Source organism: Methylobrevis pamukkalensis (assembly GCF_001720135.1).
GTDB lineage: Bacteria > Pseudomonadota > Alphaproteobacteria > Rhizobiales > Pleomorphomonadaceae > Methylobrevis > Methylobrevis pamukkalensis.
This window is the reverse complement of sequence record NZ_MCRJ01000001.1, coordinates 87,098-107,510: the sequence shown is the minus strand read 5'-3', so window position 1 is coordinate 107,510 and position 20,413 is coordinate 87,098. Positions and strand designations below refer to the sequence as shown.

Here is a 20,413-nt window from a genome sequence, read left to right as displayed (position 1 = left end):
ACGGCGCGGACGGCCGGAGCCGTCCCACACATCGGAAGACTAGGCGGTTTTCGCAGCCGCGACCACAGGTTTTCGCCCTGCAGCACGGGCCATCTGCGGTGCACGCGGCCCGAGGGGCAAAGGAGCGTCCGCAGGGGCGCGACCGCAGGTCGCGTCACGACGAAATGCCACCCTTCCCGCGGTTGACAGAGCCCGCGCGAAACTTCTCTAGTGCTGGTCAGGCATCGGTCCCGCATGGGCGGTGCACCGCCGGCTGCGGGCGGAACCAAGAGACGGGCGGGCGAGGCACACCGCCAGACCGGGAGAGCACCATGTCAGACATCGTCATCGTTTCGGCCACCCGCACGGCGGTCGGCTCCTTCAACGGCGCCTTCGCGAGCGTCGCCGCCCATGACCTTGGCGCCGCGGTGATCCGGGCCGTCCTCGACAAGGCCGGCGTCGAGGCGGCCGAGGTCGACGAGGTGATCCTCGGGCAGGTGCTCGTCGCCGGCCAGGGCCAGAACCCGGCGCGCCAGGCCGCGATCAACGCCGGCGTGCCGATCGAGGCCACCGCCTTCGGGCTCAACCAGCTCTGCGGCTCCGGCCTGCGCGCGGTCGCCCTCGGCATGCAGCAGATCGCCAGCGGCGACGCCTCGATCATCGTCGCCGGCGGCCAGGAGAGCATGTCGATGGCGCCCCATTGCGCGCATCTGCGCGGCGGCGTGAAGATGGGCGACTTCCAGATGGTCGACACCATGATCCGCGACGGCCTGTGGGACGCCTTCAACGGCTACCACATGGGCACCACCGCCGAGAACGTCGCCCGTGAATTCCAGATTACCCGCGACGAGCAGGACGCCTTCGCCGTCGCTCCCAGAACAAGGCCGAGGCCGCCCAGAAGGCCGGCCGGTTCAAGGACGAGATCACCCCCTTCACCATCAAGGGCCGCAAGGGCGACATCGTTGTCGACCAGGACGAATACATCCGCGCCGGCACGACCCTCGACACCGTCGCCAAGCTGCGGCCGGCCTTCTCCAAGGACGGCTCGGTCACCGCCGGCAACGCTCCGGCATCAACGACGGCGCCGCCGCCGTGGTACTGATGTCGGCCGCCGAGGCCGAGAAGCGCGGCCTCACCCCGCTCGCCCGCATCGCCTCGTGGGCGACCGCCGGCGTCGACCCGGCCGTGATGGGCACCGGCCCGATCCCTGCCTCGAAGAAGGCGCTGCAGAAGGCCGGCTGGTCCACCGACGACCTCGACCTCGTCGAGGCCAACGAGGCCTTCGCCGCCCAGGCCTGCGCGGTCAACAAGGGCCTCGGCTGGGACACCGGCAAGGTCAACGTCAACGGCGGCGCGATCGCCATCGGCCACCCGATCGGCGCCTCCGGCGCCCGCGTGCTGGTGACCCTGCTGCACGAGATGGCGCGGCGCGATGCGAAGAAGGGCCTTGCCACGCTCTGCATCGGCGGCGGCATGGGCGTCGCGCTCACCGTCGAACGCTGAGGCGCCTGACACGTCCCGCAGCCCGCGACCTGTCGTCCCGCCATCGCCTTCGGGACGACAGGTCGCGGCGCCCCGCGCCGCCGGGCAGATAAGAAGAAGACGGCAACCGCGCGCCGGGGGGCGCTGCGGCATCCAGAACAGGGAGAGAATCATGGGCATTGCAGTCGTCACCGGCGGCACGCGCGGCATCGGCGCGGCCATCTCGATCGGCCTCAGGGACGCCGGCCACACCGTGGCCGCCACCTTTGCCGGCAACGTGGAAAAGGCCGAGGCCTTCAGGGCCGAGACCGGCATCGCCGTCTACCAGTGGGACGTGGCCGACGCCGAGGCCTGCGCCACCGGTCTTGCCAAGGTCGAGGCGGAGCTCGGCCCGGTCGACATCCTCGTCAACAACGCCGGCATCACCCGCGACGCCATGTTCCACAAGCTGTCCTTCGACGCGTGGAAGGCGGTAATCTCCACCAACCTCGATTCCATGTTCACGATGACCAAGCCCGTGATCGAGGGCATGCGCGCCCGCAGCTTCGGCCGGATCGTCAACATCTCGTCGATCAACGGCCAGAAGGGCCAGATGGGCCAGACCAACTATTCGGCCGCCAAGGCCGGCGTGATCGGCTTCACCAAGGCGCTGGCCCAGGAAAGCGCCTTCAAGGGCATCACCGTCAACTGCATCTGCCCCGGCTACATCGACACCGACATGGTGGCGGCGGTGCCCGAGGAGGTGCTGAAGGGCATCATCAAGGGCATCCCGGTCGGCCGCCTCGGCAAGGCCGAGGAAATCGCCGCCCTCACCGTCTACCTCGCCTCCCCGGCGGCCGGCTTCATGACCGGCGCGGTGCTGACGATCAACGGCGGCCAGTATATCGCCAACGGCTGAAGGCGGACCCACGGCTTGAAACGAAAAGGACCCGGAGGCGACGTCCTCCGGGTCCCTTTTCGTCCTGCGGCGCGGGCCGGGACGACGCCGGTCAGGCGACCAGCGCCATCGACGCCTCGCGCACCCGGCGCGTCGCCGCGTCGACCTGCCCGGTCGAGTCCGCGATCGTGCCCATGTTGCGGGTCACCACGTCGACCCCGTGGGCGGCGGTGTGCATGTTCGACGACATGTCGCGGGTCACGGCCGACTGTTCCTCGACCGAGGCGGCGATGCTCGCCGAGATGTCGTTGATCTGCGAGATGGTCATCGCGATCGACTCGATCGCACCGACCGCCTCATCCGTGGTCGTCTGCACCGCGCCGATCTGGGCGCGGATCTCCTCGGTCGCCTTCGACGTCTGCGAGGCGAGGCTCTTCACCTCGCTGGCAACCACCGCGAAGCCCTTGCCGGCCTCGCCGCGCGCGCCGCCTCGATGGTGGCGTTGAGCGCCAGCAGGTTGGTCTGGGCCGCGATCGAGTTGATCAGCGCCACCACGTCGCCGATCTTCTGCGCCGCGCTGGCAAGGCTGGCCACGACGCCGGTGGTGTCCTGCGCCTGCCGCACCGCGCCGGTGGAAATCACGAGCGCCTGGCCCACCTGGCGGCTGATCTCCTCGACCGACGCGACGAGTTCCTCGGCCCCCGAGGCGACCGCCTGCACGTTCGACGACGTCTCCGCCGAGGCGGTGGCGGCATCGGTCGCCTGCCGGCTGGTTTCGGAGATCGCCTTGGCGACCTCGGCGAGTTCGTCGATCATGACGCCCTGCAGGCGATGACGGCGCCGGCGGTCCTCGACCTGCGCGGTGATGTCGGTGGCGAACTTGACGACCTTCAGCGGCCGGCCGGCGTCATCGAGGATCGGATTGTAGGTGGCCTGGATCCAGACCTCGCGCCCGCCCTTGCCGATCCGCTTGCATTCGGCCGACTGGAACTCGCCGCGACGCAGATCGTCCCAGAAGCGCCGGTATTCCGCGCTGTCACGTTCGCCCGGCTCCATGAACATGCGGTGGTGCTGGCCGCGGATCTCCTCGATCCGGTAGCCGAGCGCGTCGAGGAAATTCTGGTTGGCCTCGGTGACGGTGCCGTCGAGCGTGAAATGGATGACGGCCTGGGCCCGGTTGATCGCCGCGATCTGGCCCGCCGACTCGAGCGCGGCCAGCTTGCGCTGCGTGATGTCCGTGGCAAGTTTCACCACCTTGATCGTGCGGCCCCCACGCCCGAACACCGGGTTGTAGGTGGCCTCGATCCAGACATGGCGTCCATCCTTCGTGATGCGCTTGAACGCGCCGACATGCACCTCGCCGCGCTCCAGCTTCTTCCAGAATTCCCTGTAGACGGCACTGTCGCGGTCTTCCGGCGTCACGAACAATGAGTGGTGGCGCCCGCGAATCTCGTCCAGCGAATAGCCGAGGGCGTCAGAAAATTGGCATTGGCGGCCAGGATCTTTCCCGTCGGATCGAACTCGATCATCGCATAGGACCTGTCGAGGCCCCTCATGAGCGCGTCCGTCTCGCTGCTGCGGAAAAAGGACATCCGATCCTCCGTCTACTTGTCTGTCCTGCGGTCCTCGCCGTGGTGGGCGTTTGATGAAAATACGCCACTCACACTTGAGGATGTTTGAACGAAAGACTGGACCGGACGGCGCTGTCTGGAGACGAAAGTGCTCACGAGGGCGTGGATCGAGAGAGGGAGCGATTGATCCGGAGCACATTCTGCTCCAGATCAAGAGTTCCCGACCGGGATTCGACCGCGACGACCTCACAACGAGTAGGATGACATGCCGAACAGGAAGAGAATGACCCGATGGTCATCATACGAACTTCTGCGAAGCATCGAAATGCGTGGCAAGGTCGGTACCTGGGTCTGGGATGTTCCAACCGGGGCGGTGGAATGGTCGCCCGGGCTTTACCGCATCTTCGGCGTCGATCCGGCCACTCCGGCCTCGCTCGAACTGTACCAGCGGCTGCTGCATCCGGACGATCGTCTCGATCTCGACACGACGACGATGATCCGGGACAGCGGCACGATCTTCGACCGCGAACTGCGGATCATCCGGCCCGACGGAACGATGCGCTGGCTGCGCGGCTACGGGGACGTGCTCGTCGACGGCGACGGCGAGGTCCGCCAGGCCGCCGGGGTCGTCTTCGACATCACCACGGAACGGGCGATGACCGACGCCCTCAAGCGGACCAGCCTGCGCAATGCCAGCCTTTCGGCCCGACTCGGCGGCGTGATCTGGGTGGCCGACCCGGCCGGCATCGTCACCGATCTCCATGGCTGGAGCGAGCTCACCGGCCAGGGCCTTGCCGATGTCCAGCGCAACGGCTGGCTCGACGTGGTTCATCCGGAGGACCTGGTCGCGACCCGGCAGACCTGGCTCGGCGCGCTGGAACAGCGGACCGGCTTCACGATGCGCTACCGGATCCGCTGCCAGGATGGCGCCTACCGCCGCTTCGAGGCGACGGCGACGCCGGTGCTCAATCGCGACGGCCAGATGGTGGAACTCGTCGGCATCTGCCTCCCGGTTCCGGAGACAGGGGGCAAGGAGGCCGGCGGCAGGGAAACCGCCTCCGCCGCGACCGCCGAGCAGGGCCTCACGCCCGGCCAGCTCCGCGCGGCGCGCGCCGCCCTCGGCTGGTCGATCGCGGACCTCGCCGCCGCGAGCGGCGTGTCGGTCTCGACGATCCGGCGCATGGAAACCGGCCATCCCGACCGGCAGGTCAATGTCGGCTTCACCGAGACGATCCGCGGGATCTTCCGCCGCGAGGGCGTGGTCGTCGCGCTCGCCAACGGCCGGGTGACGGTGAGCTTCGACGCCGGCCGCTGACGGACGGCAACCCGGCTGCGCGGCGGCAGTCCTCGCTCAGCCCGCGCTCGGTGCCAGGCCGAGCCGGTGACCAAGCACGCCGGCCAGCAGGTCGAACACCTCGTGCGGCGCAAACGGCTTGCGCAGCAGGCCGGAGAACAGACGCTCGGCCGGCATCCGCTCCTGGCCGGTCACGCAGACCACCGGCGGCCGTTCGCGCCCGAAGGCCTCGTCGAGGCGGCGCACCACGTCGGCGCCGGTCTCGCCGGCGAGCGTCCAGTCGGTCAGCACCACGTCCGGGCGGCGCAGCGCCACCGCCGCCTCGGTCTCGGCCGACGACCGTGCGACGGCGACGGCGAAGCCGAAGTCGCGCAACAGCGTCGTCATCAGCACGATCGAGATCTGGCTGTCGTCCACCACCAGCGCGGTCCGCCCGTAGAAGGGCCGCTCGGACGGCGGAATACCCTGGGGAAGCCCAATCACGGGTCGGCCAGGAACGGGCGGCGCAGGGCGCGCCGGCAGGGCCTCGACGACCTGCGGCCGCGCTCCGGCATCAACGGGCTCACGATCCTGCAGCGACGGATCGGCGACGGTCTCCTGCGGCATCGGACCGATCTCGAGACGGGCGACCGTGCCGCCGGAGCGGCCGGCCAGAATCACGATGGCGCCGCCGATCGCCCGCGCCACCCGGTCGGCGATGAACAGGCCGAGGCCGGCGCCATGCACCGGCGGGCGTCCGGCGGCGGGGGCGCGGAAGGCGGTGAAGGACGCGGCGGCGCCGGGCCCCGGGCCGTCGTCGCAGACCTCGAAACAGACCCGGTCGCCGCGCATCGACACCATCAGCCGGATCGGGCTGCCCGGCGCGTGCTTGAAGGCATTGCCGATGAACCCCGTGAGGATCTGGCGGATGCGGCGCTCGTCGGAGATTACCGCGGCCGGAACGTCCGGATCGACGTCGGCGGTCACCCGCGCCGCGCCGCCGCTGGCGAGCGGCGCATAGAGGCGGACGAGATCGGCGGCCAGCACCGCCGGATCGAACGGCCCGGGGACGACCCGCAGCCCGGCGCCGGCGCCGACGCTGCCCCGATCGACCAGATCGTCGGCGACGGCCAGCGCCTGCGAGGTCGCAAGCCGGATCAGGTCGGTCAGCCGGGCCGCCTCCCCGTCCGGGCCGCAGCGGGTCGCAAGCAGGTCGGCCAGCGCCGCCACCACGCCGAGGGGGCCGCGGATCTCGTGCCCGGCCATGGCCGCGGCGTCGGGCTCGTTGCTCGTGTCCTGATGCATCGTATCCACACTTCATCGGCACGCGCGTGCCACGCATCGGAGATATCTCGCAATCGTGAACCGGTATCGTTAAGGTGCGTTTAAGGCAGGGAGGCCAAGGTGTTCAGAGGACCGATCCAGGCTCGCGGGGCAACCGGCGGGTCGTGGCCACGGCGGACCGAGGCCTGGACGACGTCCGGCAAAGCCGCTGCCGGTTCAGGGCGCGGCTGGCACCGGCCCGGTCCGCGGGCACAGGAACAGAGGCCGGCGACAGCGTAATGCGTAGCGACGACAGACGATCCGGACGACGACCCCCGCAGCTTCCCTTGCGCGCCTGCCGTGCGCTGGCGATGTCGGCCGGGCTTTTCGCCGCCGCGGCGCCGGGTCTGATCGCCCCCGCCCATGCCCAGCAGGCCACCGCCGAGGCGGCGCCGGCCACACCGGCCGTTCTCGCCGTCGAGATCGTCGTCGAGGGCGGCGACGAGGCGATCCGCGCGGAGATCGAGACCGCGTCCCAGCTCTACGACGTTGCCGAGGACGAGATCGAGAATCCCGACGACGTGTTCCGCCGCGCCCTCGTCGACAAGGACCGCCTCGTCGCCGTGCTCTATGGCACTGCCCGCTACGGCGCCCTCGTCGACGTCACCATCGCCGGAACCTCCGTGCTCGACGAGAATGCCGGCGCGATCATCGAGCGCGCGGCCGCCGCCGGCGGAACGCTGACGGCGACGATCACCGTCACGCCCGGCCCGGTGTTCCGCTTCTCGGAAATCAACATCGTCGGCGTCGGCGACGAGCCCGTGCCGGTCGAGGTCGGCACCACCGGGCTCACCATCGGCGCGCCCGCCAATTCCGGCGACATCATCGCCGGCGAGAGCCGGATCGTCGCCCTGCTCAAGCAGCGCGGCCATCCGCTCGCCGCCGTCGTCTCGCGCGACGTCGTCGCCGAACATGCCGACGACACCGTCGAGGTCACCTATCTGGTGGCCCCGGGCGGCGTTGCCGACCTCGGCGAGATCCGGGTGTCCGGCGCCGAGAACGTCGACACCGGCCTGATCCTGAAGAAGGCGCCCTTCGCGGCCGGCCAGCGCTATTCGCCCAAGGCGCTCGACGACTATTCGAAAGAGCTCAATGCCCTCGGCGTCTTCTCCTCGGTCCGTGTGCGCCCCGGCGAGGCGATCGGCCCCGACGGAACGATCCCGGTGGTGGTCGAGCTGGAGGAGCGCAAGCCGCGCTACATCGGCTTCAACGTCGCCTATGGCACCGACACCGGCGCGCTGGTCTCCGGCTACTGGGGCCATCGCAACCTGTTCGGCGGTGCCGAGAAGCTGCGGATCGACGCCGAGGTCTCGGGCATCGAGGCCGCCGACCCGGAGGATTTCACCTATCTGCTGGGTGCGACCTTCTCCAAGCCCGCCGTGCTGACCGCACGCGACGACCTGATCGCCAGCGCCAAGATCCTGCGCGAATCCACCGACGCCTACATCCGCACCGGTGCCGAGGCGAGCGTCGGCCTCGAACGCAAGATCACCGACCAGCTTTCGGTGTCCGGCTCGCTTGCCGTCGAGGCCTCGACCATCGACGACGTGTTCGGCACCAACGAGTATCTGTTCGCCAGCGTGCCGCTGACGGTCGCCTATGACACCACCGACAACAAGCTGGACCCGGCCACCGGCATCCGCGCCACGGCGAAGTTCGAGCCGGCCGCCGGCCAGATCGGCGACACCGGCTTCATGCTGATCGGCGAGGCGAGCCTGTCCGCCTACCAGAAGATCGATGACGACGCGCGCTTCATCCTCGCCGGCCGCGTCTCCGCCGGCGGCATCTTCGGCCCCTCGCTCGCGGACGTGCCGGCCAACCGCCGCTTCTTTGCCGGCGGCGGCGGCTCGATCCGCGGCTACGCCTTCCAGAGCGCCAGCCCCAAGACCGCCGACGGCGAGATCATCGGCGGCCGCAGCTTCCTCGAAACCTCGGTCGAACTGCGCGCCAAGGTGACCGACACCATCGGCATCGTGCCCTTCATCGACGCGGGCAGTTCCTTCGCGAAAGAGTTCCCGGACTTTTCCGAGGACATCAAGGTCGGCGCCGGCATCGGACTGCGCTATTATACACCCATCGGCCCGCTTCGCGCCGACGTGGCGGTGCCGCTCAATCCTGATGAGGGCGACGATGCGTTCGCGCTCTACATCAGTCTGGGACAGTCCTTTTGACCATCATTCTGCGGCTTGCGCGCATCTTTCTCGCCACCGTGCTGGCGCTCGTGCTTCTCGTGATCATTGCCGCATCGGTCCTGATCTTCACGGGCCCCGGCCGCGCGACCTGGCCCGCGCTTGCCGCCTTCGGCTCCGATCTTGCGGGCGTGCCCGTGCGGATCGCCTCGGTCTCCGGTCCGCTGGACGATCTGGAGATCACCGGCGTCACGGTGGCCGACGCCGAGGGCGTGTGGCTGGACATCGACCGCATCGGTCTCGCCTGGAGCCCGTCCTCGATCTTCTCGGGCACGCTGGCCGTCGAACGCCTGGGCGTCGGCACCGTCGACGTCGCCCGCCTGCCGGCCCCCTCCGCCGAACCCGCGCCGGAAACCACCTCCACCACCTCGCTGTCGCTGCCGATCGGTCTTGACCTCAAGGCCGTCGACGTCGGCCTCGTGCGTCTCGGCCAGCCGGTGCTCGGCCAGGAGGAACGGCTGACCTTCGCCGGCGCCGCGCTGGTGCCGGCCGATGCCGCCACCCGCGGCGTCAACCTCAGCCTCGACCTCACCCGCCTTGCCGAGGCCGAGGCCCATGTGCGCCTCGTCCTTGCCTATGTGCCGGAGAGCGGGCGCCTCACCGTCGATCTCGACGCCCGCGAGCCGCCGGGCGGCACGCTGCAGCCGCTGGCCGGCCTGCCCGCCGACACCGACATTGCCATCGCCGTGCAGGGCGAGGGCCCGATCGGCGACTGGACCGGCCGGATCGATGCCGCCGCAACCCGCGCCGGCGCCGACCTTGCCCGCATCGGCGGCGAGGCAACCATCACCCGGCTCGGCGACAACGCGCCCGGCTACCGCCTTGCCGCCAACCTCGACGCGGCCGTGGCCGAAGCCCTGCCGGCCAACATCCGGCCCCTGCTGGCCGGCACGGTACAGGTGGCCGCCACCGCGATCTACGGCGACGACGGCGCCGCGCGCTCGACGCCCTGACCGTCTCGGGCGAGAACCTCTCCGTCGACGCCACCGGCACGCTCGGCGCCGACGGCCAGACCGTGACCGCGAAGGCGGATCTGCGCGTCACGCCGGCCGGCCTTGCCGGCCTTGCCCCGCCGGACATCCAGATCTTCGGCGACGTCTCCGCCACCACCACCGTCACCGGCACCATCGCCGAACCGCAGGTCGTGCTGGACGCCACGGCCGGCAGCCTGATCGCCTCGGGCATCTCGGTGCCCTCCGCGACCCTTGCCGCCACGGTCCGGCGCAGCGCGGGCGGCCTCGTCAGCACCGCCGGCACCGCCTTCGATGCCACCATCACCGCGCCTTCGGTGACCCTGGCCGACGGCCGCGCGCTCGGCGCGGTCGAGGTCGCCGCCCGCGGCTCGGCCGCCGACACCGGCGCCCTCACCCTCGACGAAGCGGTGGTCACCCTGCCCACCGGCCGGATCGAGGCGACGGCCGCGACCGACCCGGAAGCGAGCACCTTCACCGCGACCCTGCGGGCGCTTGTCGCCGATCTCGGCCCGGTGGCTGGCCTCGGCGGCATCGAAGCGCCGGCGGCAAGCTCGACCTTTCCGCCGACCTCTCCGGCTCGCTCGACGGCAGCCGCATCGAGGCCCGGCTGGACGGCGCCGGCGACGGCCTCTCCACCGGCATCGCCGTCGCCGACGGCCTGCTCGGCGCCGCGCCGCGCCTGTCCGGCACCGTGGTCGCCGAAGGCATCGGCAGCCAGCTGCGGATCGGTGCCGACAATCTCGTGCTCGATGGCGCCGCGATCCGGCTCGACGCCGATGGCGGCGCGGCGGCCGACGGGGCCGCCCTCGACGTCACCCTCGCTCTCTCCGATCTTTCGCGTCTTGCCCCGACGCTGGCCGGCAGCACCAACGCCGGGCTGCGGATCGAGGGACCGCTCACGGCGCCGCGCGTCTCGGGCCGGGTGACGACCGAGAATGTCCGGCTCGAAGGCCGCGTGCTCTCGCCCTTCACCGCCGATCTCGACGTGACGCCGACCGCGGCCGGCGCGGTGTCGGGCACGGTGCGCCTTGCCGGCGCCCTCGACGGCGCCCCGATCGACGTCGATGCCGAAATCGCCCGCGGCGAGGACGGCGCCCTCTCCCTGAAGATCCTGCGCGGCGCGCTCGCCAGCGCCACCCTGTCCGGCGCGCTGCAGGCCGCCGCCGACGGCGCGCTCGCCGGCAATCTCGACGTCAACGTCCGCGATCTCGGGCCCCTTGCTGCGCTCGGCGGCGTCAACGGCGCCAGCGGCACGCTGACGGCCACGGTCTCGCTCGGCGCCGAGGGCGGCGTGCCCGTCGCGAATGTGAATGTCACCAGCCCCAACCTTTCGGCCGCCGGCGCGGCGGTCGGCACGCTGGCGCTCACCGCCAAGATCCGCGAGCCGATGACCGCGCCGGCGCTCGACGCCCGGCTGACACTGGCCCGCGCCTCCACCTCGGGCGTTGCCGCCCGCGACGTGACGCTCACCACGACGGGTCCGCTGACGGCGCTCGGCTTCACCCTCAAGGGCGTCGTCAACGAGATCGCCCTCGACGGCCGCGGCGAGGTGGCGCTTGCCGAGACGACCCGCCTGCGCCTCGACGCGCTGTCGGCCCGGCGCGGCCGCGCGGTCGCAACCCTGCCCCGGCCCGCGACCGTGACGGTCGACGGCGGACGCACCACCGTCGATCTTGCGGTCGATGCCGCCGGCGGCTCGCTGACCGTCGCCGGCACCGTGGCCGAACGGCTGGACCTGCGCGTGGCAACCCGCAATGTCGGCTTCCAGATCCTCGACCTCGTCGCGCCCGACGCCGGCGTCGCCGGCACGCTCACCGCCACCGCCACCGTCTCGGGCACCCCGGCCAAGCCGGAGGTGACCTACGACGCCTCGGCGAGCGGCATCACGCTCGCCGCCGCCCGCGACCTGCCGGCGCTCGCCCTTGCCGTCAACGGCCGGTTCGACGCACCCGCGCCGGCTTGAACGGCACCCTGCGCGGCGGCGAGACGATCAACCTGCGCCTCGACGGCAGCGTACCGGCCGGCGCCGGCAATCTCGATCTCGGCCTCAACGGCACGGTCGATCTGGCGCTGCTGCGCCCGTTCATCGCCAATCCCTCGCTGGTCGTCACCGGCCGCACCACGCTGGCCGGCCGGGTGACCGGTCCGCTGGCGACCCCCGGCTACACCGGCACCATCGCGCTGTCGAACGGGCGCGTCGCCGACATCACCTCCGGCGTCGACGTGCGCGATCTTGCCGGCACGATCCGGCTTGCCGGCCGCAACGCCAGCTTCGGCAGCATCGATGGCAACGTGGTCGGCGGCGGCACGATCTCGCTCTCCGGCGACGTCGAGGGCGATGTGGCCGGCGGCCTGCCGGTCAATCTCAAGGTCACCGGCCGCGACGTGCGCGTGCGCCAGCAGGGCGTGCTCGACACCACCGCCGACCTCGACATCACGGTTGCGGGCCGGGCCACCACGGCGCCGACCATCGGCGGCACCATCACGCTCGGCCGCGTCGACGTGACCATTCCCGACCGGCTGCCGCTCTCGGTCTCCACCATCGACGTCATCCACAAGAACCCGCCGCGCGCGCTCGCCGCACGGCTGCCGCCGCCCGATCCGCGCCGGCCCCCGGGCGAGCCGGCCGCCCCCGCCGGACCCGGCTTTGCCGCGCCGCTGGACCTGACCGTGAAGGCCGCGCGTATCTTCGTGAAGGGCCAGGGCATCGACGCCCAGTTCGGCGGCAGCCTGCAGGTGCGCGGCACCACCGCGGCGCCGCAGATCCTCGGCGGCATCGAGCTTGTCCGCGGCACGCTGACGATCCTCACCCAGCGGCTCGAGTTCAGCCGCGGCAACGTCACCTTCCAGGACGGCCTCGTGCCGGTGCTCGACCTTGCCGCCTCCACCACCGCCGGCGACGTCACCGCCACCGTCAACGTCACCGGCCCGGCGGCCCAGCCGCAGATCACCTTCACCTCCTCGCCGGAGCTGCCGCAGGACGAGGTGATCTCGCGGCTGCTGTTCAACCGCGCCTCCCAGGAGCTGTCGGCGGCCGAGGCGATCCAGCTCGCCCAGGCGGTCGCCCAGCTCGCCGGCCTCACCGGCAGCGGCCCCGGCGTCATCGACGGCATCCGCGAGAAGCTCGGCCTCGACCGGCTCGGCGTCGAGCCCAACGAGAGCGGCGCCCAGCTCGAGGTCGGCAAATACATCACCGACAACGTCTATGTCGGCGTCGAGCAGGGCACGGAGGCCGGCTCGTCGCGGGTGAAGGTCGACATCGACATCACCGACAACGTGAAGGTGCAGGGCAGTGCCGGATCGGACGGCTCGCGCGTCGGCATCGGCATGGAATGGGACTACTGATCCCGGGCCGTGTCGGGGCGGTGGCCAGGCTGCCCGCAGCGTGCCGACGGCGGCAGCGGTGCGCTCCCGCGCAGATGCCGCCACGCGTCTTGGGCAAGGCCGCTTTGCCGTAGGACGCCGGCGGGAAAACAGGCGTCCGGAAGAGAGACAGTGGTGCGGGTGGTCGGAATCGAACCGACACTCCTTGCGGAACCGGATTTTGAGTCCGGCGCGTCTACCAGTTCCACCACACCCGCACGGTGCCGAACCCCGGCGCAGACGACGCCGGGAGAGCCGGGCGGTGATACAGCACCTGCCGCAGGATTTCCAGATGGCGTGTGCTGTTCGGCTTCATCGATCCGCCGGTCATGGCGCCTTCCGCGCCGCCAGCTTTCCCGGCGCCGTGCAGAAATCAAGAAAGGCGCGGACCTTGGCCGCCGGATGGCGCCGGGACGGATGAATGGCGTAGAGCGGAAAGGTCTCGTCCGGCCAGTCCGGAAAGAGATCCACCAGGGCGACGCTCTCGCAAGTGTGATGGTCCGGCAAATTGCCGAGGCGGCGCCATGCCCCTAGGACTGTCGTCGGCAGTTGCGGCCACGTTCACGGCGAGGTCTCCATCGATGTTGGTCCGGTCACTTGCAGCGGGCGTCCTCCTCGGCATCGCCGCCTGCACCGCCACCCTCGCCGCCGACTGCGGCGGCGGGACGGTCTGCTCGATCCGGGGCGGCGACTATCGCATCGAACTGCCGGCCGACGGCGACGTCCGCGGCGCCTACGTCTTCTTTCACGGCTACAAGAGCTCCGCCGCCCTGCAGATCGGGCAGCGGGGCCTCGTCGACACCACGCTGGCCCACCATCTCGCCTTCGTCGCCGTCGACGGCCTCGCCGGGCGCTGGTCGTTTCCGGGCAACCCGCAGCAGGGCCGCGACGACCAGGCGTTCGTCGCCGATGTCCTCACCGACCTTGAGACCCGCTTCGGGATCACCGGGCCCAGCACGGTGATCGGAGGCTTTTCGATCGGGGCGTCGATGGCGTGGTACACGGCCTGCCTGCAGGGCGACAAGGTCGCCGGTCTCGTCACCTTCTCCGGCGTCTTCTGGAACCCCCTCCCGCAGGCCGGCGACTGCACCCGGAACCTGCCGCCCATGGTCCATTTCCACGGCACCGCCGACCGGACCTTCCCGCTGTCCGGCCGGGCCATCGGCTCCCGCCTGCACCAGGGCGACACCTTCAGGAGCATCGCGATCCTGCGCGAGCAGGCGCGCTGCGACATCGAGCAGCCGCGCACCGCCACGCTGGACGGCCTCGCCTGCGACGAGGCGCCCGGCTGCGTGCGCGGCGCCAGCCTTCTGTGCATCCATGACGGCGGCCATGTCGTCAGGTCCGGCGACGTCGACGCCGGGCTGTCGGCGGTCGGGTTCCCGAGGTGACTCCGCATCCCGCGGCAGCGCAGGCGGCCCAACCCCTTTCGGCGCCCGCGGATCACGCCTTCCAGGGCGAGGCCTTGAACCAGCGCACCAGATAGGCGACGGCGATCAGCACGCCGATGCCGAAGAGGTTGCCGATCACCTCGTCGAGAGCGGAGCGGCCCGCGAGATCGAGGCCGATGCCGATGATCTGGGCGACCACCATGCCGGTCATGAACACGGCGAGGGACTGCTGGCCCACCACCTTCATCACCTCCACGACGCGTCCGCGCAGCCGCGATCCGCGCTCGCCGACGACGTTGGCGGCGATGTAGCCGAGTGCCAGGAAATGGACGAACCGCAGCAGCCCGAAATCGGTCTTCTGGGTCAGCCAGCCGATGTCGGCGGCAGCCGCCCCGAAAAACGGATGGATCTGGTGAAAGGGGCCCCAGGCGAAAGGCACCGAGGCGAGGACGAGGACGACCGAAAGCAGCATCAGCAGCGGGTTGGGGCGCGGCACGGGCAGGCTGCCGCGCATGAGGAAGAAGCCGGTGAAGAACAGCAACTGCCAGCCGAAGGGATTGAAGAACCATGGCCGGTCAGACCAGGGCTCGGCGGGCAGCGCGGTGAGCCCGACCTGGCTTGCCAGCCAGAGCAGGATCATCAGCGCGAAAGATGCCCCCCGATGCAGCCGCTCGGCCAGCAGCATCACCGGCATCAGCGCGAGGATGACGATGTACATCGGCAGGATGTCGAAATAGTTCGGCACATACACAAGCGCCAGCAGCGCCGCCAGCAGATGGCCGGGATCCTTGATGAAGGGCATGAGGTTCAGGCTGGCGACGTAGGACACCCCGTCATACCGCGTTCCGGCGGTCACCATGATCGCCGTGATGGTGACGAAGATCGCGACATGCGCCCAGTAGATCTGCCAGATGCGATGCGCAACCCGGGCGACGAGCGCCACCGTGCCGTGCCGGTCGAACGTGGTTCCGAAGGCAATGGCCGACGCCATTCCGGACAGGAAGACGAACATCTCTGTCGCGTCGGAAAAGCCGAACCTTGCGGGAATCCACAGCGTCCAGCTGTTGCCCGGGATATGCGCGAGAAGGATGATGACCATCCCGACACCGCGGAAGAAATCGAGCCGCGGATCGCGCGGCCGCTTCACCCGCGCCGGCTTCGCGGTCTCCACGCTGGTTCCTCCCGTGGGCCCGGCCGGTGCCTCGACCGGGCTAGAATGCGCCGTCATAGGCCCGCTTGTCGAAGGTGCAACTGATGAGCGTGAAGCCTCCGCGCTGTCCTGCGGCCTCCAGTTCGTCACGGAAGTCATCCGCCGTCTCCACATTTGCGCCATGGCCGCCAAACCCGCGTGCCACGGCGGCAAAGTCCGTGTCGCCGAGCGTGACGCCCGCGGACGCAAGTCCGGCCGACGCCTGCTTGAGGGCGATCAGCGCCAGGCTCCGGTCCTTGAACACGACGATGGTCAGTCGCAGCCCGAGATCGCGGACCGTCGCAAGCTCGCCGATCCCCATCTCCAGGCCGCCGTCTCCCATCACGGCGAAGACGCGCCGCGCCGGGTCGGCGACCTTCGCGCCGATCGCGAGCGGCAGGGCGGCGTTCATCGTGCAGAAGCCGGCCGACTGCAGCAGCGACATGGGGCGTCGCGCCACCCATTTCTGCGACAGCAGGATGCGGTGCGCGCCGCTGTCGACCGTGACGATCGCGTCATCGCCCGCCACATCGTTGAGAACGTCGATCAGGGCATGAGGCCCGACGCCCGCCGGCGTCTCGAAGATGGCGCGCAGGGCCGCCTTCGCGGCGGCCGGCTCGCCGCCGGTCCAGCCGGGCGCCGGCGCGACCTCCCCGGCCAGAGCCTCCAGCAGCATCGCCGGATCCGCCACGACCCGGGTGCCTGCGTGGTGCATGGCATGGTCGGGCAGCCACCGGCCGATTTCCACCGTCCTCTCCGGCGCGCCCCCGGCGTCCATCCATCCGATCCGCATCTCGATCGGATCGTATCCGACCATCAGGACGAGATCGGCGCGGCCGACCAGATCGAGAAGGACCCGGTCGGCAAGCGGGGACAGGCCCGCGCCGCCGAGGGCGAGCGGATGGGTCTCCGGCAGGATGCCCTTGGCCTTGTAGGTGGAGAGGACCGGCGCGCCGATGGCTTCGGCAAGACGTTGCAGCGCAGGTCCGGCGCCGCCGCGTGCCGCCTCGAGCCCGGCGATGACCAGCGGTCGCCGCGCCGCCGCGATCCGTCCGGCCAGCACCCTCACCGCGCGGTCCCCGGGGGCGATCTCCGTCCGGACAAGGACCGGCGGACTGACCGGCAACGCGGCTGGCGCCCGCGCCGCGGCGATGGCCGGTGACAAGTCGAGATGCACCGGCCCCATCGGGTCGGCCGTCGCCAGCGCGATGGCGCGCGCCACGGTCGCGGCCGCACTCTCCGGCTCGATCTCGAAGGACGCCTTGACCAGCGGTCGCAGCATCTGGGCGTGGTCGATCACCTGATGGGTGTAGCGCGCCCGCGTTCCGCGATCGACGATGCCGGACAAAACGAGGAGCGGCACCCGCTCCTGGGAGGCATCGGCGATGCCGTTGACCGCATTGGCCAGCCCCGGACCGACGGTGGTGACCAGAAGCTCCGGCTGGCGCGTCAGGGTGCTGGCGCCAGCAGCCATGATCGCCGCCGCCGTCTCGTGGCGCGCCAGATGGAAAGCGATGCCGGCCGCCTGCAGGGCATCGATGAGGGTCACGACCTCGCCGCCCGGCATGCCGAAGGCATGGCGGACGCCGTGGCTGTGAAGGGTGCGCGCGACGGTGTCGGCGACCCGGGTCATGGGCTGCTGCGGATCGGGATGACTCATGAAACCGGCTTCTCGGGACACGGGACGGCCTGCGCGCGGCGCGCGCCTTGCTCGGTCGGCCGGCGCTTACGCGCGCTCCATCCGGCGAACGACAAAGGCGACGACGACGCCGAACAGGATGTGTCCGACCAGCGACGCCCAGGTCAACGGAATAAAGCCGAGGAAGGCCGGCAGCCCCGCGAAAAGATGGGCCATGACGTAGAGCGCGAACACCCAGAGCCCGGTCCCGAAGCCGATGCCGGTCAGCAGCCACGGCAGGCCGGGCACGATGAGCCGCTGCAGCGGACGGGCGATGAACAGGTAGCCGATCGGGTAGAACACGATCCCCACCACCGCATGGATGGCTTCGGCGAGGAGGAGGTTGTTGAGGCCGAAGACCGACTGGACGAGGGCGGCCGGCTGAAGCGGGCCGCCGACCAGCAGCGGCGTGATCAGGCGGGCCCAGACCTCCCACGCGATGTCGGCGGCAAGGCCGGCCGCAAGGATGATGCTGGCCAGACCTGGCCGGAGCATCGGAAACACCTGTTGTTTCGGCACATCGCTCATGGACATTCGTTCAGACCTTCGGAATGGAGGGGCACGCGACCGGGAGGACGGATCAGGCCGAAAGGCTGAGGCCGTCCGCCCGCTGGATGGACTGGAACAGACGGTCCTCGGCCTTCAGCCGCTGGCGGACGCTGCGAATGCGGCTGACACCCACGGTGTCGCCGACGTTGCCCACCGCCTTGGCGAGGGCGAGAACGAAGAAATCCCGCTGGGCATTGCTGCCGCCGACCTTCGGCAGGTTCGCCACCATCCGGTCGAGCATCTGCCGGTCGGCCGGCGCGCCGAGCCCGGCCAGCACCCGCGCCATCGGGACGCCGATCTCGGCGGCGATGCGGGCCTGGTCGTCCGTGCCGGTCGCCCTGGTCTCCAGCGCCTCGACGAGATCGGCGACACCGGTCCAGTCGCCGACCGCGACGAGGGCCGCGAGGTTGTGCAGGACGGCAAAGACCAGCGCCGTGTCCTTGCGACGCCGGGAGGCGATCTCGGCAATGTCCGTCCACCGGTCGCCGACATGAAGGCCCGACTGCTCCAGCCGCCACAGCAGGGAAATCGCATTGGCCATGTCGCGGAAGTCGTCGGTCTGCTGCGGGCGGACCTCGTCGTCGTAGATCTGCAGCACACGCTCGTGGTCGCCACGCTCCAGATGCAGGAGCCCGAGGTGCCAGGCCATGTGGAACGAGAAGTTGTTGCAGCGCGACCATGCCTTGCGGCTGTTCTCCAGCCAGTCGATGCCGGCGCTGGTGTCCCCGCGCATCTCGTGGACATGCGAGACTGCGTGCAGCCCCCAGGAATCGTCGGGTGCGAGCGTCACGGCCCGTTGTCCGACCTCCATGGCCTCCCGATACCGGCCATGTTCCTCGAGGGCGAAGGCATGGCATCCGAGCAGGTAGCCGGCCGCGGCATGACTGCTGTCGATCGCCGCGACCGCCCGCTCGCTCGCCACCAGCATGCCCGCCGCGTCCCCCACCATGAAGCGGAGCGCATGCGACAGCTTGAAGGGAAGGAAGGTCGTCGGCCTGTCGGCAAATCCCTGGTCGAGGATTTCTGCGGCCCGTCCGAAATGCCCGGCGAGGGCTGCCTCTAGCGACTGGACGAGGATGCGTTCGTCGGCCGTTCCCCCGTCCTTGCGCGCCAGCGCCCCGCGGGCGGATGACAAGGCCGCGGCGGCCGTCTCCACCAGTTCGGATTTTGCAAGGATCAGGTTCGCGAAACCCTTCAGCGCAAGCGCCGGCACATGGTCGGGGTCCGCCGACAGGGCGGCCTGCAGCGAAACGCCGGTGGTGGGCAGATGAGCCGCAACGCCATGGACGGCATGCTCGAAGGCGCGGGTCGCCTCCGCGTTGCTGGCGCTCGCCGACAGGCCATAGACGTCGCGTGTCATCATCTCGCTCCTTGAGAAAGAGCGCCGCACGCGCGCCGGGAGGGGAGCGCCCGACACGCCCCATGGCGTTCCGTTGCCGGGAGAGGCCCGACAAAGATCAATTCGCCGGCGGGGCGTGTTTCGTTACATCGCGGCGCCATTTTTTTCGCAGACGCAGCATGTCCGGCCCTCAGGCGGGACCCGCCCGGAAATTTTCGGGAGGCTGTAACATTCGTCCACCCGGGCCCGAATACATGACGAGCCTCCGCTGCGGGGCTGCTTCAATCGGACGGAGGGGGCCGCAATGGAGCCACAGGTGGTGATGGTGACCGGGGCGGGCGGCAATCTGGGCCGTGCCGTCGTTGCGGAACTGGCAGCCGCGGGTGCCCGTCTCGCCTGCGTGGAGCGGGAGATGGCCCCGCTCGATGCGCTGCAGGCAGAGCTGCCGGCCGATCAGGCCTGTCTCAAGCTCGCCGGCATCGATCTGACCGACGCGGCGTCGTGCCGCCTCGCCGTGGAGAGATGCCTTGAGGAATTTGGCCGGCTGGACGCTCTCGTCAACACCGTGGGCGGCTTTCAGACCGGCCCGGTCGAGGAGGACGGTCTCGACGGCTTCGACCGGATGATCCGGCTGAACGCCCGGTCGGCCTATGCGATCAGCGCCGCCGTCCTCAAGCCGATGCAGGCCGCGGGATACGGGCGCATCGTCCACATCGCCGCCGCCCCGGGCCTGAAGGCGACGGCCAACCAGGCCGCCTACGCCGCCTCGAAAGGGGCAGTCCTCCGGCTCACCGAGGCGATCGCCGCCGAGAACCGCGCGCGGCGCATCACTGCCAACTGCATCCTGCCGGGCACGATCGACACCCCGGTCAATCGCGCGGCCATGCCGAACGCAAAGGCCGACAGCTGGATCCCCCCGCAGGCCATCGCGCGCCTGATCGGCTTCCTCGTCTCGCCCGGCGCGGGCGTCGTCACCGGCGCCGCGATCCCGGCCACAGGCCTCGTCTGACGGAGGACCCATGCCCGACGCGTCCGATCCGGTCTCGGCCGCCCTGATGCTGTGGGGCCTCGCCGGGCTGTGCGTGGCAGGCGCCTTCCTGCTCTACGGCTTCGATCGCCTCGATCCGGGCGCCGAGGACGCCTATGCCGTCCGCCCCCTGCTGGTCGCCGGGATCGTCCTGCTGTGGCCCCTCGTCCTCTGGCGCTGGGTCGTGCGGTCGAGAGAGGAGCGCTAGG

At 70.4% G+C, this 20,413-nt stretch carries 16 protein-coding genes, 1 tRNA gene and 2 pseudogenes; 10 read left to right on the top strand and 9 right to left on the bottom strand.

Features of this window, described 5'->3' with window-relative positions:
• Nucleotides 1–311 precede the first annotated feature (311 nt).
• Nucleotides 312–1,482 (top strand): annotated as a pseudogene (locus A6302_RS00495) (acetyl-CoA C-acetyltransferase).
• A gap of 151 nt (nt 1,483–1,633) precedes the next feature.
• A complete protein-coding gene (phbB, locus tag A6302_RS00490; RefSeq protein WP_069305380.1) occupies nt 1,634–2,359 on the top strand; it encodes an acetoacetyl-CoA reductase in 726 nt (241 codons plus the stop codon).
• A 91-nt stretch (nt 2,360–2,450) separates the two neighbouring features.
• Here phbB and A6302_RS00485 read toward each other — a convergent pair.
• Nucleotides 2,451–3,930: pseudogene (locus tag A6302_RS00485) on the bottom strand (methyl-accepting chemotaxis protein).
• Nucleotides 3,931–4,174: 244 nt separating this feature from the next.
• Between A6302_RS00485 and A6302_RS00480 the strand changes: the two are divergent.
• Nucleotides 4,175–5,224, top strand: a complete 1,050-nt coding sequence (locus A6302_RS00480; protein ID WP_083255371.1) for a PAS domain-containing protein — start codon at nt 4,175–4,177, stop codon at nt 5,222–5,224.
• Nucleotides 5,225–5,260: 36 nt separating this feature from the next.
• Here the strand turns inward: A6302_RS00480 and A6302_RS00475 are convergent, their stop codons facing one another.
• Nucleotides 5,261–6,487, bottom strand: coding sequence for an ATP-binding response regulator (locus A6302_RS00475; protein WP_069305378.1), 1,227 nt, complete (start codon nt 6,485–6,487; stop codon nt 5,261–5,263).
• A gap of 257 nt (nt 6,488–6,744) precedes the next feature.
• Between A6302_RS00475 and A6302_RS00470 the strand changes: the two genes are divergently transcribed.
• The 4 genes from A6302_RS00470 (at nt 6,745) to A6302_RS00455 (ending at nt 13,013) form a co-directional block, all read left to right on the top strand.
• Entirely contained in the window at nt 6,745–8,676 is a 1,932-nt protein-coding gene (locus A6302_RS00470; protein WP_141703341.1) for an autotransporter assembly complex protein TamA, read from the top strand.
• The gene (locus A6302_RS00465) at nt 8,673–9,647 is read left to right on the top strand and encodes a translocation/assembly module TamB domain-containing protein (protein WP_069305376.1); all 975 of its coding nucleotides are present in this window, start codon (nt 8,673–8,675) and stop codon (nt 9,645–9,647) included. The genes A6302_RS00470 and A6302_RS00465 overlap by 4 nt, the downstream gene beginning before the upstream one ends.
• 763 nt (nt 9,648–10,410) lie before the next feature.
• On the top strand, nt 10,411–11,631 hold the full coding sequence (locus A6302_RS00460; RefSeq protein WP_069305375.1) for a translocation/assembly module TamB domain-containing protein: 1,221 nt from the start codon (nt 10,411–10,413) through the stop codon (nt 11,629–11,631).
• Nucleotides 11,628–13,013, top strand: coding sequence for a translocation/assembly module TamB domain-containing protein (locus A6302_RS00455; protein ID WP_069305374.1), 1,386 nt, complete (start codon nt 11,628–11,630; stop codon nt 13,011–13,013). Before A6302_RS00460 ends, A6302_RS00455 begins: the two co-directional genes overlap by 4 nt.
• Nucleotides 13,014–13,164: 151 nt before the next feature.
• Here A6302_RS00455 and A6302_RS00450 read toward each other — a convergent pair.
• The 3 genes from A6302_RS00450 to A6302_RS20840 form a co-directional block, all read right to left on the bottom strand.
• Nucleotides 13,165–13,249, bottom strand: a tRNA-Leu gene (locus A6302_RS00450).
• Complete coding sequence (locus A6302_RS25055) at nt 13,228–13,362, bottom strand: hypothetical protein (RefSeq protein WP_280938793.1); 135 nt, start codon at nt 13,360–13,362, stop codon at nt 13,228–13,230. The genes A6302_RS00450 and A6302_RS25055 overlap by 22 nt, the downstream gene beginning before the upstream one ends.
• A complete protein-coding gene (locus tag A6302_RS20840; RefSeq protein WP_210183230.1) occupies nt 13,359–13,502 on the bottom strand; it encodes a hypothetical protein in 144 nt (47 codons plus the stop codon). The genes A6302_RS25055 and A6302_RS20840 overlap by 4 nt, the downstream gene beginning before the upstream one ends.
• Before the next feature lie 110 nt (nt 13,503–13,612).
• Here A6302_RS20840 and A6302_RS00445 point away from each other — a divergent pair, with 110 nt between their 5' ends.
• Complete coding sequence (locus A6302_RS00445; RefSeq protein WP_069305373.1) at nt 13,613–14,422, top strand: CE1 family esterase; 810 nt, start codon at nt 13,613–13,615, stop codon at nt 14,420–14,422.
• A gap of 52 nt (nt 14,423–14,474) precedes the next feature.
• Here A6302_RS00445 and A6302_RS00440 read toward each other — a convergent pair whose 3' ends face one another.
• The 4 genes from A6302_RS00440 to A6302_RS00425 all read right to left on the bottom strand — a co-directional run bounded on the left by A6302_RS00440 (nt 14,475) and on the right by A6302_RS00425 (nt 19,201).
• A complete protein-coding gene (locus A6302_RS00440) occupies nt 14,475–15,593 on the bottom strand; it encodes an OpgC family protein (RefSeq protein ID WP_245293838.1) in 1,119 nt (372 codons plus the stop codon).
• Nucleotides 15,594–15,633: 40 nt separating this feature from the next.
• Nucleotides 15,634–17,271, bottom strand: a complete 1,638-nt coding sequence (locus tag A6302_RS00435) for a thiamine pyrophosphate-binding protein (RefSeq protein WP_210183224.1) — start codon at nt 17,269–17,271, stop codon at nt 15,634–15,636.
• 66 nt (nt 17,272–17,337) lie between these two features.
• Nucleotides 17,338–17,817 (bottom strand): hypothetical protein, encoded by a 480-nt coding sequence (locus tag A6302_RS00430; protein ID WP_425349089.1) that lies wholly within the window; start codon nt 17,815–17,817, stop codon nt 17,338–17,340.
• Between the two features lie 52 nt (nt 17,818–17,869).
• Nucleotides 17,870–19,201, bottom strand: a complete 1,332-nt coding sequence (locus A6302_RS00425) for a tetratricopeptide repeat protein (RefSeq protein WP_245293837.1) — start codon at nt 19,199–19,201, stop codon at nt 17,870–17,872.
• Nucleotides 19,202–19,481: 280 nt separating this feature from the next.
• Between A6302_RS00425 and A6302_RS00420 the strand changes: the two genes are divergently transcribed.
• Together A6302_RS00420 and A6302_RS00415 are read left to right on the top strand one after the other, a co-directional pair.
• A complete protein-coding gene (locus A6302_RS00420) occupies nt 19,482–20,186 on the top strand; it encodes an SDR family NAD(P)-dependent oxidoreductase (RefSeq protein WP_069305369.1) in 705 nt (234 codons plus the stop codon).
• Nucleotides 20,187–20,196: 10 nt separating this feature from the next.
• Nucleotides 20,197–20,412, top strand: a complete 216-nt coding sequence (locus tag A6302_RS00415) for a hypothetical protein (protein ID WP_069305368.1) — start codon at nt 20,197–20,199, stop codon at nt 20,410–20,412.
• The last annotated feature ends 1 nt before the right edge of the window (nt 20,413 follow it).

Excerpts from the sequence above, each read along its gene's own strand:
- phbB (WP_069305380.1), top strand. The coding sequence starts at position 1,634 with ATGGGCATTGCAGTCGTCACCGGCGGCACGCGCGGCATCGGCGCGGCC.
- A6302_RS00480 (WP_083255371.1), top strand. The coding sequence starts at position 4,175 with ATGCCGAACAGGAAGAGAATGACCCGATGGTCATCATACGAACTTCTG.
- A6302_RS00475 (WP_069305378.1), bottom strand. The coding sequence starts at position 6,487 with ATGCATCAGGACACGAGCAACGAGCCCGACGCCGCGGCCATGGCCGGG.
- A6302_RS00470 (WP_141703341.1), top strand. The coding sequence starts at position 6,745 with ATGCGTAGCGACGACAGACGATCCGGACGACGACCCCCGCAGCTTCCC.
- A6302_RS25055 (WP_280938793.1), bottom strand. The coding sequence starts at position 13,362 with ATGACCGGCGGATCGATGAAGCCGAACAGCACACGCCATCTGGAAATC.
- A6302_RS00445 (WP_069305373.1), top strand. The coding sequence starts at position 13,613 with ATGTTGGTCCGGTCACTTGCAGCGGGCGTCCTCCTCGGCATCGCCGCC.
- A6302_RS00435 (WP_210183224.1), bottom strand. The coding sequence starts at position 17,271 with ATGAGTCATCCCGATCCGCAGCAGCCCATGACCCGGGTCGCCGACACC.
- A6302_RS00430 (WP_425349089.1), bottom strand. The coding sequence starts at position 17,817 with ATGAGCGATGTGCCGAAACAACAGGTGTTTCCGATGCTCCGGCCAGGT.
- A6302_RS00425 (WP_245293837.1), bottom strand. The coding sequence starts at position 19,201 with ATGATGACACGCGACGTCTATGGCCTGTCGGCGAGCGCCAGCAACGCG.
- A6302_RS00420 (WP_069305369.1), top strand. The coding sequence starts at position 19,482 with ATGGAGCCACAGGTGGTGATGGTGACCGGGGCGGGCGGCAATCTGGGC.
- A6302_RS00415 (WP_069305368.1), top strand. The coding sequence starts at position 20,197 with ATGCCCGACGCGTCCGATCCGGTCTCGGCCGCCCTGATGCTGTGGGGC.